At 62.0% G+C, this 14,915-nt stretch carries 18 protein-coding genes; 6 read left to right on the top strand and 12 right to left on the bottom strand.

Annotation, left to right across the window (positions count from 1 at the left end; translation table 11 throughout):
* The first annotated feature begins 7 nt into the window (after positions 1 to 7).
* Positions 8 to 1,087 carry a redox-regulated ATPase YchF gene (gene ychF / locus ACYQ5L_RS32850; protein ID WP_459962078.1) on the top strand — a complete coding sequence of 360 codons (1,080 nt, stop codon included), beginning with the start codon at positions 8 to 10 and terminating at the stop codon, positions 1,085 to 1,087.
* Between the two features lie 370 nt (positions 1,088 to 1,457).
* On the top strand, positions 1,458 to 1,706 hold the full coding sequence (locus ACYQ5L_RS32845; protein WP_459962077.1) for a DUF8108 domain-containing protein: 249 nt from the start codon (positions 1,458 to 1,460) through the stop codon (positions 1,704 to 1,706).
* Positions 1,707 to 1,761: 55 nt separating this feature from the next.
* Here the strand turns inward: ACYQ5L_RS32845 and ACYQ5L_RS32840 are convergent, their stop codons facing one another.
* Positions 1,762 to 3,114 (bottom strand): NsdA family TPR-like regulatory protein, encoded by a 1,353-nt coding sequence (locus ACYQ5L_RS32840; RefSeq protein WP_459962075.1) that lies wholly within the window; start codon positions 3,112 to 3,114, stop codon positions 1,762 to 1,764.
* A 208-nt stretch (positions 3,115 to 3,322) separates the two neighbouring features.
* On the opposite strand from ACYQ5L_RS32840, the gene ACYQ5L_RS32835 reads away from it, so the two are divergent.
* From ACYQ5L_RS32835 to ACYQ5L_RS32820, 4 genes are all read left to right on the top strand, one after another.
* Positions 3,323 to 3,577: a hypothetical protein gene (locus tag ACYQ5L_RS32835; RefSeq protein ID WP_459962074.1), complete on the top strand. Its 255-nt coding sequence runs from the start codon at positions 3,323 to 3,325 to the stop codon at positions 3,575 to 3,577.
* Between the two features lie 30 nt (positions 3,578 to 3,607).
* Positions 3,608 to 3,889 carry a hypothetical protein gene (locus tag ACYQ5L_RS32830; RefSeq protein ID WP_459962072.1) on the top strand — a complete coding sequence of 94 codons (282 nt, stop codon included), beginning with the start codon at positions 3,608 to 3,610 and terminating at the stop codon, positions 3,887 to 3,889.
* A 9-nt stretch (positions 3,890 to 3,898) separates the two neighbouring features.
* Positions 3,899 to 4,297, top strand: a complete 399-nt coding sequence (locus ACYQ5L_RS32825; RefSeq protein ID WP_459962071.1) for a hypothetical protein — start codon at positions 3,899 to 3,901, stop codon at positions 4,295 to 4,297.
* Between the two features lie 919 nt (positions 4,298 to 5,216).
* Positions 5,217 to 5,474 carry a hypothetical protein gene (locus ACYQ5L_RS32820; RefSeq protein WP_459962070.1) on the top strand — a complete coding sequence of 86 codons (258 nt, stop codon included), beginning with the start codon at positions 5,217 to 5,219 and terminating at the stop codon, positions 5,472 to 5,474.
* 11 nt (positions 5,475 to 5,485) lie between these two features.
* On the opposite strand, the gene ACYQ5L_RS32815 is transcribed toward ACYQ5L_RS32820, so the two are convergent.
* The 11 genes from ACYQ5L_RS32815 to ACYQ5L_RS32765 form a co-directional block, all read right to left on the bottom strand.
* A complete protein-coding gene (locus ACYQ5L_RS32815) occupies positions 5,486 to 5,794 on the bottom strand; it encodes a DUF6907 domain-containing protein (RefSeq protein ID WP_459962068.1) in 309 nt (102 codons plus the stop codon).
* A gap of 60 nt (positions 5,795 to 5,854) precedes the next feature.
* Positions 5,855 to 6,715, bottom strand: a complete 861-nt coding sequence (locus ACYQ5L_RS32810; protein ID WP_459962067.1) for a hypothetical protein — start codon at positions 6,713 to 6,715, stop codon at positions 5,855 to 5,857.
* Complete coding sequence (locus tag ACYQ5L_RS32805) at positions 6,712 to 7,452, bottom strand: hypothetical protein (protein ID WP_459962066.1); 741 nt, start codon at positions 7,450 to 7,452, stop codon at positions 6,712 to 6,714. The genes ACYQ5L_RS32810 and ACYQ5L_RS32805 overlap by 4 nt, the downstream gene beginning before the upstream one ends.
* 11 nt (positions 7,453 to 7,463) lie before the next feature.
* The gene (locus ACYQ5L_RS32800) at positions 7,464 to 7,805 is read right to left on the bottom strand and encodes a hypothetical protein (RefSeq protein ID WP_459962065.1); all 342 of its coding nucleotides are present in this window, start codon (positions 7,803 to 7,805) and stop codon (positions 7,464 to 7,466) included.
* Positions 7,806 to 7,828: 23 nt separating this feature from the next.
* The gene (locus ACYQ5L_RS32795; protein ID WP_459962064.1) at positions 7,829 to 8,044 is read right to left on the bottom strand and encodes a hypothetical protein; all 216 of its coding nucleotides are present in this window, start codon (positions 8,042 to 8,044) and stop codon (positions 7,829 to 7,831) included.
* Positions 8,045 to 8,055: 11 nt separating this feature from the next.
* Positions 8,056 to 8,448 (bottom strand): phage gene 29 protein family protein, encoded by a 393-nt coding sequence (locus ACYQ5L_RS32790; RefSeq protein WP_459962063.1) that lies wholly within the window; start codon positions 8,446 to 8,448, stop codon positions 8,056 to 8,058.
* Positions 8,445 to 10,109: a Gp37-like protein gene (locus tag ACYQ5L_RS32785; RefSeq protein WP_459962062.1), complete on the bottom strand. Its 1,665-nt coding sequence runs from the start codon at positions 10,107 to 10,109 to the stop codon at positions 8,445 to 8,447. The genes ACYQ5L_RS32790 and ACYQ5L_RS32785 overlap by 4 nt, the downstream gene beginning before the upstream one ends.
* On the bottom strand, positions 10,082 to 10,912 hold the full coding sequence (locus tag ACYQ5L_RS32780) for a phage tail protein (RefSeq protein WP_459962060.1): 831 nt from the start codon (positions 10,910 to 10,912) through the stop codon (positions 10,082 to 10,084). Before ACYQ5L_RS32780 ends, ACYQ5L_RS32785 begins: the two co-directional genes overlap by 28 nt.
* A gap of 84 nt (positions 10,913 to 10,996) precedes the next feature.
* Positions 10,997 to 14,107, bottom strand: coding sequence for a phage tail protein (locus ACYQ5L_RS32775; protein WP_459962059.1), 3,111 nt, complete (start codon positions 14,105 to 14,107; stop codon positions 10,997 to 10,999).
* Complete coding sequence (locus ACYQ5L_RS32770) at positions 14,108 to 14,545, bottom strand: hypothetical protein (RefSeq protein ID WP_459962058.1); 438 nt, start codon at positions 14,543 to 14,545, stop codon at positions 14,108 to 14,110.
* A complete protein-coding gene (locus tag ACYQ5L_RS32765; protein ID WP_459962056.1) occupies positions 14,497 to 14,856 on the bottom strand; it encodes a phage tail assembly protein in 360 nt (119 codons plus the stop codon). The genes ACYQ5L_RS32770 and ACYQ5L_RS32765 overlap by 49 nt, the downstream gene beginning before the upstream one ends.
* Positions 14,857 to 14,915 lie beyond the last annotated feature (59 nt).

Genomic DNA, 14,915 nt, shown 5'->3' with positions numbered 1-14,915 from the left:
CCTCTTCGTGAGTCTCACCCTCGGAATCGTCGGCCTGCCCAACGTCGGAAAGTCCACGCTGTTCAATGCGCTGACCCGCAACGACGTGCTGGCGGCGAATTACCCGTTCGCCACCATCGAGCCGAATGTCGGCGTGGTGCCGCTGCCCGATCCGAGGCTGGACAAGCTCGCCGAGATCTTCGGCTCCGAGCGCACCGTGCCCGCCGTCGTCTCCTTCGTGGATATCGCCGGCATCGTGAAGGGCGCCTCCGAGGGCGCGGGCCTGGGCAACAAGTTCCTCGCCAATATCCGTGAGGCCGACGCCATCTGCCAGGTCGTGCGCGTCTTCGCCGACGATGACGTGGTCCACGTCGACGGCAAGGTGGATCCGGCCTCCGATATCGAGGTCATCGAGACCGAGCTCATCCTCGCCGACCTGCAGACCCTGGAGAAGGCGGTCGTGCGGCTGGAGAAGGAAGCCAAGGTCAAGAAGGACCGCAAGCCCGTCGCCGATGCCGCCAAGCAGGCCCAGGAGATCCTCAACTCCGGCAAGACCCTGTTCGCCGCCCGCGACAAGATCGACACCGACCTGCTGAAGGAACTCTCCCTTCTCACCATCAAGCCCTTCCTCTACGTCTTCAACGCCGACGAATCCGTCCTCACCGACGAGGCCAAGAAGGCCGAACTGAAGGCCGCCGTGGCCCCCGCCGACGCGGTCTTCCTCGACGCCAAGGTCGAAGCCGAACTCCTCGAACTGGACGCCGAATCCGCCCTGGAACTCCTCGAATCCATCGGCCAAACCGAACCCGGCCTGCACGCCCTCGCCCGCGCCGGCTTCCACACCCTCGGCCTGCAGACCTACCTCACCGCAGGCCCGAAGGAAGCCCGAGCCTGGACCATCCACCAGGGCGACACCGCCCCCAAGGCCGCCGGCGTCATCCACACCGACTTCGAACGCGGCTTCATCAAGGCCGAAATCGTAGCCTTCAACGACCTGGTAGAAGCCGGCTCCATGGCCGCCGCCAAATCCGCCGGCAAGGTCCGCATGGAGGGCAAGGACTACGTCATGACCGACGGCGACGTAGTGGAATTCCGCTTCAACGTCTAGTTAGCTCTCATAACAGACAGTCGCATGAAACACAAACATGCTGGTCAGCGAGGTTCGAAGGGTGGGCTGATAGGTAACTTCAGCCCCCCGTGCTGGATCGGTGCTGGGTTATAGACCGGTCTCATCCCACCTCGTAGGCGGCCCTGTACTGGATCGGTGCTGACTTCCGAGATCGAGACCCCTGGATGCGTTCCAGGGGTCTTTTTCGTTTCTCGAGATTGTCCGATGACACGGCTAATGTGTACGTGTCATTAGCATTTCGAACAACAGGGGGCGCAGTTCCGTGGCACCAGATCTCAGTAAGCCTGGGTATCCCAATCGGACCACTCTGCGCGGAGGACTCGGGCCGCAGCAGACCCGGCCCGGACGAATGGAAATTCAGCAGCCTGCGCCACCGCCCCAGGCTGTTTATCCGGCGCCTCCGCAATGGGCGCCGCCGATGTATCAACAGCCGATCGTCATCAACAACGTTGTGCACCAGCCCGCGGCATTCTATGGCTACCGAAACCGCCGTCACCGCAAGCAATCAGGGTGGGTACACCTGTTGCTATTCGTGTTCACGATGGGCATCGGGAACATTGCCTACGCGCTGTACATCGAATCCGAGAACCGTAGATAGAAGGCGACCCCGGAGCAACCGCTCCGGGGTCATCGTTTTGGGGCCTGAGTGGCCCTCAGACGCTCTGAAGTTCCGCTAGGCGGGCATCGAGCCGTTGGGCGAAAGAGGAACCGGGAGCGCGGATATGAACCAGGTTCCGGGCATCGGCAAGCTGACCGGTCAGACGCGCGGACCCGTTGTCCGCGTCTGCGGCGGCGCCCTTGAGGATCGACTCGACACCGGCATCCAGTACCCCGGCGTCGACGTAGATCGTGCCAAGCAAGATGTGCGAGGCTGCCCGATCTCGAACCGCTTGGAGCCTCAACGACTCCTTGGCCGCGTCGATCGCGGCCGGCAAGTCTCCGATGTGGCGAAGCGCCTTTGCTCGCATCCGGGCGATATGGCCCGGAGTGCAGAAGTACGCGAGGGACTCATCCGGGGTTCGGGGTGCTGTCACGTCGAAGCTGTCTGCTCGTCCGAGCGCGGCCCGTGCATCGGCGTGGTAGTCCGGTCCCGACTTCGCCAGGGCGAGGGCCGCAATCCCGGCAGAGTGGGCACGCAACAGCGGATCTCCCGACCGGGCGGCCCGAGACTCGGCCCCGGCGGCTTGGTCCGCCGCGACGATCGGCTTTCCAACTTCCTCGGTCATCCCAGACCACTCAGCCAAAGCCATAGCTCCGGCCGCGTAATCGCGGGCCTCGTCCGCAACATCACGGGCCTTCTCGAAGTGCTCCATAGCTGAGTCCTTGCGGCCCAGGTCGAACAGCTGCCAGCCCGCACTAGTGCTGACTGTGCTCCGCAGCGACATCAGCCGCGTGGAGAGCGGCCCGTCGTAGCCCTGGAGCAACGCCTCGGCGATGTCCACCTGAGTCAGGGTCGTGCGGATTGCGGCCTGCGGGCCGAGCAAGTCATCCTGCAATCGGGCTGCGTTCAGGATCGCCTGAACGTTGGACAAGACCGCCTCATCCACCCGACTCGGCGATGCCGCCGCGCGAATGGTTCTCTCCAGCTCATCGGAGTTCAACGCAGCAACGATCGTCGGCGATGCCGCCGTTAGGACGGCTATGGCCCTGAAAAGCTCTCGGCGCTGCACGTCGTCAACCTCCTCGCCTCCCCAACCCAAGGGTAGGTCAGCATGAACACCTGTACCAGTTTGCGACGGTTTCGCGGTCGCAGCGCGGGGGTTGTACAAACCCAGCTCGGCCGAGGTGACACCGAACGTTTGCTCTAGCGCCAGCCGGTAGCCCTTGGTCGGCCACCGGCGGATGCCGCGGGCGATTTGCCGAATCGTCTCCGCGTCGTAACAGCCTTCTTTGCCCGTGATCTCTTCATAGGCAGCGTTCACCCGCGCTGCCACCTGGGGGCGTTTCCACCCCCGTTCATCCATCAATCGGTCGAAACGCGGGTTCTCTCTTACCGGTTCGCTCATCGGATGCCCTTCCCCACATCTACTCAGAAAGGTATCGCGAATCGCCACCCCGCGACTTCGTTCGTCGGAACTTGCGGGGTGAAGTTGCGGTTCCGAGACGATCTTTCGCCGACCAGGCTCGGTCTTGCACGCGCCGCCGGGTGACCACCGCGCCAATAGAGATCCCCGGCGGCGGGTGCACACCAAGGGCACATACCGAGGGGGCGCAGTGAGCGCTGACGAGTTACCGACCTTGCCGCAACGGGTCGTCGCACACGTCGATTTCGGAAGCGGCCCAAAGCATCCCGCCGTCACCTACACCGCAGACGCGGAGGTGATAGCGCGTTTCGCCGTCGCGCTGCGGCAGTGGAACCCGGCCTACCGAATCGAAATCGAAGACGTCGACCCCGACGCCGAGAACCTGCCGCCCGAACTGCCCACGTGGCGCCTCTTCGCGTGGGACGAGACAGGCGAGCCGGAATAAATGAATCACAACTCGATACAAGGAAACACAATGCTACACAAGATGATTCGCGTCCTCGTGTTCGTCGCCGCTGTGTTCGCGGGGCTGGTGATGAGCGCAGGCCCGGCGTCTGCCGTCTCGCCCGCCCAGTGCGAGGAAGACGGGGCCTTCGTGGATGTCCGACTCGACCCCACCGACAGCTCGAAAGCAATCTGCACCTGCCGGGGCGGTCGAACCGGCATCTATGACGGTCTTCAAGTCTGGGGTCCGCACATGTTCACGCTGAACAACGCCCCGATGGTCGTCACTTGTGTCGGTCTGGAAGTCGCCTAGGCTTTCGACATGACGAGCGAACAGCACGAATGCCGGGTGACCGTCGATGGAGCGGCACCCGCCACGGTGATGTTGCTTCGGCGGGCTGCTCGGATCGCCGCTGAGCATGGGCGGCCGTTCATGACCCCGCAGGACATTCACGCGGCGCTGGTTGCCGACGAGCGGGCGCCGCTGTGGTGGCCCCGTGCGGGCATGCCGCCGCTCACGCCGGATGCGCCTAACGTGGTCATGCAGGCCGATCTCGAAGCGGACACACTTCCGCTGTCCTACAGCGGATTCCGCGCGCTGGTCACTGCGTGGACATCTCACGCCCCAGATGTCGCGGAGCTGACAAAACCAGCGTCGGTCTCGTATGAACTCAGCGGCCCCGACGCCGCTGAACTCACGGCGATGATCGAGAAATCCTGAACAAGGCGGGCACGCCCGCCGCACGAACCCCCGGTCCCCTCACCGGGGGTTCGCTGTATCCGGGGCAGGGTTGACACTGCAACGAGGTTGCAGAGTCAGGCCGACTCAAGTACGGTCAGCAGTACAAAAGAGACGCCCCGGTAGCGCGGCAACGCTCCGGGGCAAAGTCTCAGCTCCAGGGAAAGTGAAAGGAAAACTGAGACCGTGGCTCAGTCTATTCGACGCTGCTCACACTCGCCTAGCCGCTTGGCGGCACCCCCAGGCCGGACCACCGGCTAACCCCTTCACCCGGCGCTAGAGCCTCTGCTCGCGCCTCTTCTCGCGGAACCCCGCGCACCTCACGAAAACCGTTGCGACCCGCCGATTCGGCACGGGCGAACGGTCTCCGAGCCGTGCCGCGGGCACTTCTCCGCACCCTCTCCCAACACCTACAACTTGTGGGCGGCGTCGCGGCCAGACAACGCGACGGCATAGGCATACCCATGCCCGTTGCTAGGCCGCAGCTCGGATGGCGCTGCGGTCGTGATTCCGCATGTCCTCCACCAGCTAGCCCCTGGGTGTAGTGAGAGCGAGAGCAGCAGGGCTTACCGATTACACGGCCGTCAGGTGAAGGCAGACCCGGACTGAGAGACGTGCAGAGCGATCGGGGTACGCGGGTGGTCAGCGTGCCCCCGAGCCGTGTAAACATCCCGGTCCTGGCGCTTGAGTAATCCCCGAGCGCGGACGTAGCAGGCTCCATACTGTCGGCTCCATACCGCAGAACGCTCCGTTTCCCCTTGTCGATCAACACTTTTCACGTCTTGATCGGCAGGGGGACGCGCTTCACCACCTGCACCCACCACCCGCAGTATGCCAAAAACAACCCCCTGGGCAAGCCTGTGGGCAACGAAGGCCAGCGCCTAGGGGATAGATTCACCCCATGGCCGATGAAGAGGTTGAACGCCTCCGCATCCAGATCGCGGAGGAGAAGCTCGCCGAACTCCGGGCCGACCGGAAAGACATCCTCGAAGACATGGACAACGCCGAGACCCCAGAAGATCGGGCCTTCGCGGAGCAACAGCTCGAAGGGATCGACAAGGCCATAGCCGAGCAGGCCGAACGGGTCGGCCTGCACACTATCGAGGCGAGGAAGCGCTCACGGCGCACGGACCCGGATATGCCGGGCCGCCTGTTCTGACGGACACACGTCTACTGGGCGCTCAGGTCGGCCGCCTCAACTCGATCGGCCGCCGTCGCGAGGAGTACCGACAGTTGCCGCGCCTCAGCGGGCGTCAGCTCCAGCCAAGCCGAGTCGCCCGAATCCACGTCGATAGTGAAGTACCGACCGCCGTCGCGGTCGCTCGCGTAGTTCCGCACATGGACCGGCGGGGCCGCAGGCGAGCGGCTCAGGGTCATCGACTCCGGCGCGGAGTAGTGGCTACCGCCGGTGTCGCCCTCGGTCGGGTCAGCGGGAAAGTGCTCGGTACACCAGGTAGGACAGGAAATCAGATCAACCACGCCGAGAGTGTATAGATACGAAAATCACCCCCGGCAACCTGTCGGTTACCGAGGGTGCCGTTATTCGCGCCTGCCGCCGTTGGGCACCTCATGCTGATAGTTGATGTTTGAGACGTCCCGGCTCCAGCGGGACGCGATGAGGGCCGACTTCTTGGTGCCGCCCTTGATGGTGCAGTACGCGGTGTTGAACGTTCCCGCGTTCACTGGGTTGTATCCCATGGACAGGCGGACCGTCTTCCAATGGGTGTCGGCGCCGGGCGACGACTCGGGCGGCATGTGGTCCAACACGAACGTGTGTGAGAACGCAGAAGACTGGGGGAAGTTCACGCCAAACAAGCCCTGAGATTCGAACGACATGTTCGCTACCGCGTGGAACATCCTCGATGTGTACAACGTCCCGTCCGCGTTGATTACCTCGATCAGGTAGTTGGGCAAGATCGGGTTGTACGTCGTGATCACCGTGAAGTACGGCGGGAACGACAGTGGCATGATCGTCTGGTTCAGCGTGTAACCCGAGACGGTTGCGTGAGCGTCAACTCGCCAGAGGCCGCCCTTTTTGAGCACCAGACCATGATTGCCGACGGTTAGGCCCTTGACCGGGCCGAGCTGCGTATCGAAAGGGACGACAACCCATTTCGAGGGAGGGACGTCCCAGTTGTAACCCATGAACGCCGAGCCGTACCCGCTTGCGTCGCGAATCAGGTCCGTGCGGTCCTTCAATTGGTTCTGGCCGTCGAAGTGATCGGCGCGGGTGGCGCCGATCTTCTGAAAGAGGCCGCCGACCAGGCTGAACGCGTCGGTCAGGTTCTTCCGCGCGCTTCCCTCGATCATCGGCTTGACCTGATCTTTGTTCGTCTTCGATCCGAAGTCGGAGCCGATGACGTAGGCGCCGTCCGGGGTTGCGCCGTTGGGGGCAGTCACTCGAGACGCCCCCCGTTCGGAACGTCCGGGGCCACAATCGCATTCGTCGTGCCGACGTCCCAGCGGTTCACGCTGAGCGCGGAACGCAGGGTTCCGCCGATGACCCAGGCCCATTCTTTCGGGTGGTACACCGACACCTTGACGAAGAACTTGTCATCTTCGGGGATGACGAACGTGTGTGAGAATGCGGCGGTTTCGGCGCCTAGCTGGGTAATCACGATGTCGTAGTCGTGCTCGGTGAACACGGACCCGTCCGAGATGCGGTTGACGGTCACGGCGACCGTGGCCGGCACCGCCGTACTGCCCCACCCCGAAGGGGCGGCGGCAAAGGTGACGTGACAATCCGCGCGCCACAAGCCGCGGGTGACGAACTTGATTCCGTCTTGGAACTTCTCGGCATTCTTGTTCGGGCCAAGCTGGGTGTCGAACGGGAGCTGTACCCAGCGGCTGTGCCCGCCTCGGATCTCCCAGTTCTTCCCCATGAACAGCGATTGGTATCCAGAGATCGACTCGAGCAGATCGAGCCGGTTGTTCATGTCGAGCTGCCCATCGCGGACTTTGCCCGCGAGGCTGGCGAGTTCATCCCACTTGCCGCCCCACTCGCCGCCAGTGGCGTTGTACTTGGTGCGCTTGTCGCCCGTGATGATGCCCATCACGTCGTCCTTTTGGATGTCCGAGCCGTACTTGGACGTGATGACGTATGCGCCATCAGGCACAACGCCATTGGGTGCTGTCACTGTGACGTTTCCTAGCTAGGTAGAGAAGTGGGCCTACTCGGGGGAGTAGCACCCGGCATGTGGGTCTTTATCCATTCGTGGAGTTCCTCGATGTGATCGAGCGCGATTCGCAAGAGGTTCTTGGTGTTTCGGTTCTCGGACTCGAGAACATTCACGCGAGCGGTGAGCGATTCCACCTGAGATCGCAGAGGGGCCACCAGAACCACCGCTGTGTCAGCGATGATCCGGGCCGCCTCGGCGTCGATCTGCGTCGACTCAGATTCGGCCTTCTCGGCCGCCGCCTTCGATTGGCGACGACCGAACCAGCCTTGCACCACGGCCCCTGCGACACCGGAGCCGAGAACCGTACCCATCACAGGGAGGATCTGAGCCAGAGTCACAGCCTCGGAAGGTTAGACTCAACCGGCTTCACGGCTCGCCGGATCAACAGACCAGCCAGCAGCGGCGAAGCCAGCGTGTACGCCTGAACCACCAGATCGACCCATGCGACGTCGATCTCCCTGCCCAGGACCACGGCGAGGACGCCGACCAGGGCCACGAGGAGACCACGCACGAGCGCGGGCTCAGGTACACGGGTGGAAAGATCAGCCACTCGTATTACTCCTATCTCAATTCGAAAGCGGTATCCGGCTGCTCAGGTGCGGCCGGCACCATTCCCGCCGCCTGGTACTGCGCGAGCATGGCGGCGTTCTCCTCGGCCGTGAGGCTCCGGATATCTGGGAGGGTCCGCATCGGCGGATCGGGGGCATCTTTGTCGACCCACGCGGTAGCGCCGTTGTACGGGGACTGACGGCCCGCGAAGGGCCGTTGCAGCTTCTTGGCCTGTAGCTCGGGGTCGTGACGAAACCCCAGCTCGTACAGGTGTTTTGACCAGTCCCGCAGGACCGATGGATGCATGAGCAGCGGTACACCGACCTGTGGAAGGTGCACCAGCGCCCATAGCGCGTGCTCCTCGGGGTTGTCCGGGTCGCACGTCTCTTGAGTAGGGATGTTCACACAACGCCCATTTCTTGCAAGCCTGCGCCGAGTTCGCGTACGAGGCCGTAGAGGGAAAGAAGCGGATCGGCTGGTTCGGGACTGCCGATTTCGAGTTGCCAGCCGGAAGGGCCGTTGGTGTCGTAGGTGTAGCTGATTTTTTTGACCTGCTCCACGTAGACGAGGTGCTTAGGCATTCCCAGAGCGGAAATGCCAACCCTGTCTCCGAGCCAGAAATCACCGAATCCAGGGGCGCCAATCCGGTACGGCATTGCGTCCGCGATCTTTACCGTCATCGACACTTTTCGGCGCGTATCCCAGAAAAATTTACGTAGGCTAATAATCGCTGCTAGGGTGTACGCTTTGTCGCTTCCCTGCGCGAATCCCTCGTAGAACGCCGTCCAGCCGAGGTCGTCTAGTCGCTTTCGATCTCGGTGGGCCATAAATGCGGCGAAAACATCAGTATAGAGGGGCTTCAGCATTTCGTTAACGGCTGGACCAACCTGGCTTTGACCCACCAAACTGCCGATAAATCCAGCAATACCAATGACCGCCGCGCCAATGGTTTCATTCACATACGGGGCGGAATGTCCACCGGTAATTGCCTGGACATCCGTTGCCTCGATGTACTCCCAGTCCGAGGTCTCGATACCGGTGTACTTGGACTCCTCGAAGATCACCCACGGGGCGGCCGGCACCGTGCCCTTGAAGTTCGGATCGGAGTACTCCGGAACGTTCGGGTTCGGGATGACGTCACGGCCTTCTACCAGGCCCGTTTCATCGAAGTGCGTGAACATGTGCTGGAAGCCGGACAGGAGGTTGCCCTCGAAGGACGTGCCCGTGTTCCACGCCGACTTGTCCAGTACCCGGAACACCAGGGCGCCCGGCTTCAGGCTGTTCTGACCGGGCCACGGAGGCCCGTCTTCAGGGAACCAACGCCGGGCGTCGATAGAGATCTGACCGTCGTCCAGCGTCTTTTTCACGGTGTCGTAGAACGACTTGAACCGCGAATACACGACCGTCCACACCGAGGTATCCCCGAGAAATGGAGAGGGGGCTACGACCATGCTCCATTGGGCAATGTCGAACCGCACCCACTGACCGAAGTCCATAGGGTCGTCGGGTAGCTGCCACCAGCTCATTTCTTTTCTCATGAGCTGGGCTAGCAGGGTCATGGAAACTACCCATTTCGACGGACCCGCGAGAAGCCAAGTTTTTGGAAATTGCACCTCGGGCGGAAGCCACGGATTTGGGAATACGCGAATGTGGCGGAGGTGCTCCAGGTCGTGAATGAACACCGCTTCGAGATATCGCGATCCGTCGCGTTGCTTCCGGACGTTGAATTTCTTCATGGTGCCCGTCCAGCGGGCGCCCTGCTTATCGAAGGCGATTATCACATTGCGTTTCTCGCGGCCTCGGTGGTCCGCGATCCACTTTGCGACGTAGTGATCCAGAGGCAGCTTTATGTGTCCGGTGCCGGATTCGTTCTCGATGAACTCGAACCCGTGGCTCAGCTCGCCGACGACTTCGCCGAACAGGCGCATATCGCCGTCGAAGATGCGGATCAGGGGTCGCTTGATCCGTTCGCGCTCCCACTTCCGGTGTCGAGCCCGAACGCGCGCGTACACCGCGTTCAGGTCCACCGTGGAGCGAATCACCACATCCCCCAAGGCCGAGACCAAGGACGCAGCAGACGCAGCTGTACAGCCGCCCCAGCGGGCGCCTGGGCGATCGTCACGGGCAGCTTGGCGCCGTAGGTGTACGCCGGGATGTAGTGGCGGAATCGGACGCCGTTCATCCGCGCCCAGACCTGAGCGTTGTTCTCACTCGTTATCTGCGGGTGCCGAGGATCGACGTCGACCACGATCGACTCACCCTCACGGAGCGTCGGCATGACGACCCGTCGGGCCGCCAAATCGTCGTCCTGCCAAGAGAAGTCGGGCAGAGCCACCCGGCCCGGAGCGGAGACCGTCCAAACCGGCCACACCGGTTGATCGGTGGGATTGAGTTCCTTGACGTCGAACACATGGGTTCGGGCCGCAGGATTGAGAGCGCCGTCCTTGATCAGCGGCACGGCCGATAGGTCCGTGTCGAGCACGAACTCGTGAACCTCTTCGTCGCCGTACCAGAACGGGTCACCGGCGATGAGTTGCATTACCGCCGTGGTGAGTTCGCGCTCGTTCGGGTCGATGTCCATCGAGATCCGGGGCTGTTCGCCCATCCGCAGCGACAGGTAGCGGCGGCCGTCCTCGGTGGTCACCCAGAGGCGGCAGTCGTCTTCATAGCTCCACGCCTTCCGCCACTCCGAGTCGCGGCGCTTCCACGAGCCCGCGCCCGGATCGTTCAAGATATGAACGCCGAGGGTGATGTCACGCCGCAGAATCCGGTGAGCGAGGAACCGCGCGCCGGGCAGCGACGCGGGCTCCTCCCACACGGTCTTTACTGGCGGATCGAATATGCCGTCCAGCCCGGAGGCTAGGAACACACCTTTATCCCCGGCGTTGGGTCCAGCGAGGGTGAAGAATTCTCCGTTGACACCCTCGAGTTCAACAACCGTTTGCAATTGGGGTTAAGCTCCCGTGTACTGATACTTCTGTCGATTCTGGCGATTACGCTCGTTGGTGTTCACTTCATCGACAGAAGAGACGTTGTAAATGATGTTCGGAACGTTGTCGATCGCCTTACCGATGAACCCGTTTCCGCTTCCGAACCCGAGATCGCCGAAGAATTCGTTCGACTGTTCCTTTACGAAGTCCTCACCCCAGGTATCGAGGCCGGATTCCTCAAGAGCGGTTTCCCACTTGCCTACAATGTCTTCGATACCCTGGGACTCGCCGAAGCGATTGATCATCGCCTTGAATTTGTCCTCGATGGTTCCGAAACCGGAAGTGAATCCGTCGGCATAGGTTTCGCCAGCGGTCTGAGCGACGTCCTTAACAGCCGCGGGCGCGAGCCCGAGTTGCTGCAACAGCTGATTCCAGTCGGTCTTGCCGATATCCAGCAGGTTCGTCACATCGCGGAATGGATCGTTCGCCTTACGCTGGTTGTAGATCTCATCCATCATTCCGTTCAGTGCGTCAAGCTCGGCTTGCGCCGCAATCGCCTGTTCGGAAAGGCTCGCGAGTTCCTCTTGGAATCCTTCCGGGTCGCCCCGGTCGCCCATCGCAAGAAGAATCTGACGGTCGATAGCGAGATCTTGGAGCGTCTCTTGAAGCTCGTCCGCGCGGTCCGCGAACCGCTTGAGCGGGTCTTGGTCCTTCTTGCCCGAGCCCATCATGCTGGCGTAGGTGGAATCGAAGATTCCGGCCGCCTGCTCGATCTGCTGGCGCATCTTCTCGACGTCTTGTTGCTTGTCCTTCAGGCCATCGGCAACGCCTTGACCTGCGGCACCGCCGAGCGAGTACCCGCCGTCGTAAACCCATTCCTCTTTGCCGGCCAACCCATCGGTCAGCTCGGTAGTGAGATCCTCGATAGCTGGGGCAATCGGGATATCCAGGCCGATGTCGGGGCCTCCACCGCCGCCCTCATCGTTCGTACCGAAAGCGGACGCGATCATGCCCGAAACCTTTTTCAGCACGTCGCCCAGCGGGCCGAGCTTATCGAGGATGCCCTGAATCAAATTCGCCATCATATTCAGGCCAATTTTCTTCAGGAGTGCTACGATCTTTTCACCCCAGGACTTCGCCAAATTGATCAGGCTCGTCAGGACGTCGGTCCAACTCGGCAGTGCATTTGCGAAAGCCTGGAGCGCTCGAAGAATGGCGCGCTTCACGAACGCAACAAAAAGTTCCCAGACCTGCTCCCAGTCGCCATTAAGAATGGCGCCGATCATTTTGACCGTGGTTTTGATCGCGTCGAGACCAATGCTGAAAGCAGCTTTTATGCCCTCCCAGACGGAGACGCCGACAGCGAGCAGCAATTTCAGCGCGGGAATCACGGTTTGAAGGATCAGCGTTTGCAACTGAATCAGATACGGCAGAATCGGCGCGATCTTGGTCACGATATCCGCCAGCATGGTAATCAGTGGCGGCAAAACCGACAGCAGTTGCGGGAAGACGGTGGTTACCAATTCCGTCAGCGCCGCTTGCATTTCCGGATTCGCGAGCGCCTGCGAAATCGCCATCGCGAGCTGTTGAAACGCTGCCTGAAGTTCCGGCAGAATCGGGCGGATCGCATTCAGTCCAGCGAGAAAGACCGTATTCAGCATCTCGGCAATAGGCGTCAGGGCCTCGCCGAGAATTCGAATTCCGGTGGTCAGGCCGCTGCCGAGCAGATCCATAAAGGCGACAATGGAGGGGCTCAGTTTTTCGAAGACCGTGCCCAGCGATTCGAGGATTTGCGAGCCGACATTCAGGATATTGCCCGCGAAAGCCGAAAGGATCGGCTCGACCTTGAGGAAGAACGATCCGATCTGCTCTAGAAACCGACCGATCGGTTGGCCGAGCTTGCCCATGGCGTTGACGCCAGCCTCGAACAGGCGATTGAAACCGCTCGCCAAGCCGTCGAACGTGGCCGACAGGCCGGTGAACATCTGATCCAGCTGGCCGGACTCAGCCATGCGTGCGACGGTCGACTTGAAGTCAGCCGCCCACTTGTTCAGCGAGGCAGAGAGTTTCCCGAAGTTGTTCGCGCCCGACTCGGCTAGCGTCAGGAAGCCGCTGGTCATATCCGCGATGAACGGCTTGAGATCCGAGAACAGCAGGGCCGTGCGGCCCATGATGGTGTTGATCTGCTCCATGCCCTTGGCCGACGTGATCACGTCGAAGAACCCCTGAGACATGTCCATCAGGCCGTTGGCGACATACCGGAACCCGTCCGTCAGCTGCGTGATGAGACCGGAGTCCTTGAGCTGCTGGAACTGCGAGTCCAGGCGCTCTTTAAAGACGTTGGACACGGCCGCCTTCAGGGCATCAAGCTCGGGCTTGAGTTCCTGTGCGGCGCCCTTGATTCCGTCCATGCCCAGCGCGACCGCGCCGATAGCCAGACCGGCCGCCGCGCCCAGCGACGGCAGCGACGCCAGCAGGCCGGCAACAAGACCAATCGCCGGACCCGCAAGAGCCGCAACGAGAAAGATCAGGCGCTTCAGGGTCAGCCAGCCCCGGCGAATGTTGGTGACCGAGTTGTTGAACGAGTCAGAGATCCGCGTCGAGTTGTCCTGGAACCGGCCCGCCCAACCGTCCGAGTCTCGGCCCATCCGGTCGAACGTCTCGCGGTACCGTCGCTCGAACGAGTACATCTCTCGTTCGATGCGCCGGAACTCCTGGGTGTAGCGGGTGGTGAACACCCGCCGGTTGATCGTCACGTCCACGTCGACCGACCGACCGCGCGCCTTCGCGAGCATCGCTTCGAACTCGCGCCAGAACCGCGCGGAGTTGACGCCCACGTCGACTTGTGGGTTGGCGGCGTCGGCCGCCTTCTCCACTTCCTTGCCGACCTTCGCGGCCTCGCCGCGCTTCACCGCTACGTCCAGCTCGACCTTGTGAACGCCTTGCACCGCTTGACGAATCGCGGTCTGGACCTTGGTTCGCAGGCCCTTGGTGTCGACACCGATCTTGACCTTTTGCTGAAGCCCCTCGGTCGCCTTCTCAAGATCCTTCTTGAGCTTCTTCCGGAACCCGGTCGTGTCCGGGACCACGCGGATACTGATCCGATTGACTTCGGTCCCGCCTGGTCCCGCCATCTACTTGCCCCTCTGCTGTTGTGCAGCGCGGGCACGTTCGAGCATCGCCTCAAACCCACCCGGCTTGGTCTTCTTGCGCTTGTCCCCGTCCGGGGTTGGGATCGGCTCCGGTTTCTGCGGAGGCCGTTTCGAATGAGCGGCGACAGTGATCCACGCCAGTTGGCGAATCGCGTTGACCGTGGCCGCGCGTAGGTAGCGGTCCTCGTCCCAGCCTCGGAACTTCGGCCCGCCGCGAGACTCGGCGGCGAACGCACTGTCCGCGGGGAGATGCACGATCAGCGCCCACGCCTTGCGCGGAGAGATCCCGTTTCGACCGTCGATGACGTCAGTCAGATCGAGCCCGTAATACCGCCGGAAATCGGCTAGAAGGGCTGCGCCGTGCTTGTCGATCAGCTCGGCGAGCCCGGAGCTTCCCCCGGCTGCGAACCTTCCATCCACCGGCTGAACACCCGCATCGTCAGCGCCAGATCATCACCGAGATCAGTCAGAAGCTGCGAACCCTGCTCGCCTGCAACGAGATTCAGCACCTTGCGAACGAGGTCTTCCATGCCGTCGAGATCATCGGGCTTGGAGTCCTGGAACTTGTCGATCTCCTTGAGCGCCTTCGTGACGTTCTTGCGGGTGGCCTTGTCCAGGCGCAGAATCGACGGAAGAACAGCCTCGACACCGTTCGACAGCGGAATCTTGATCGGCGCGTACTCGTTTTCCAGTTCCTCGCGCAGCGAATCAAGAGTGAAGATGTTACCCATTTTTGGCGGACCTTTCGAAAGTCAGAAATGGGCGGGCAGAGAAATAGCCGGGAGGTGCG

It is taken from the genome of Nocardia sp. IFM 10818, assembly GCF_054655275.1.
This window is presented reverse-complemented; position numbering and strand designations above follow the sequence as displayed.

What these genes read in the sequence shown, in the direction of transcription:
- ACYQ5L_RS32845 (WP_459962077.1), top strand. Translation starts at nt 1,458, where the DNA reads ATGGAAATTCAGCAGCCTGCGCCACCGCCCCAGGCTGTTTATCCGGCG.
- ACYQ5L_RS32840 (WP_459962075.1), bottom strand. Translation starts at nt 3,114, where the DNA reads ATGAGCGAACCGGTAAGAGAGAACCCGCGTTTCGACCGATTGATGGAT.
- ACYQ5L_RS32830 (WP_459962072.1), top strand. Translation starts at nt 3,608, where the DNA reads ATGCTACACAAGATGATTCGCGTCCTCGTGTTCGTCGCCGCTGTGTTC.
- ACYQ5L_RS32825 (WP_459962071.1), top strand. Translation starts at nt 3,899, where the DNA reads ATGACGAGCGAACAGCACGAATGCCGGGTGACCGTCGATGGAGCGGCA.
- ACYQ5L_RS32820 (WP_459962070.1), top strand. Translation starts at nt 5,217, where the DNA reads ATGGCCGATGAAGAGGTTGAACGCCTCCGCATCCAGATCGCGGAGGAG.
- ACYQ5L_RS32800 (WP_459962065.1), bottom strand. Translation starts at nt 7,805, where the DNA reads ATGGGTACGGTTCTCGGCTCCGGTGTCGCAGGGGCCGTGGTGCAAGGC.
- ACYQ5L_RS32775 (WP_459962059.1), bottom strand. Translation starts at nt 14,107, where the DNA reads ATGGCGGGACCAGGCGGGACCGAAGTCAATCGGATCAGTATCCGCGTG.
- ACYQ5L_RS32765 (WP_459962056.1), bottom strand. Translation starts at nt 14,856, where the DNA reads ATGGGTAACATCTTCACTCTTGATTCGCTGCGCGAGGAACTGGAAAAC.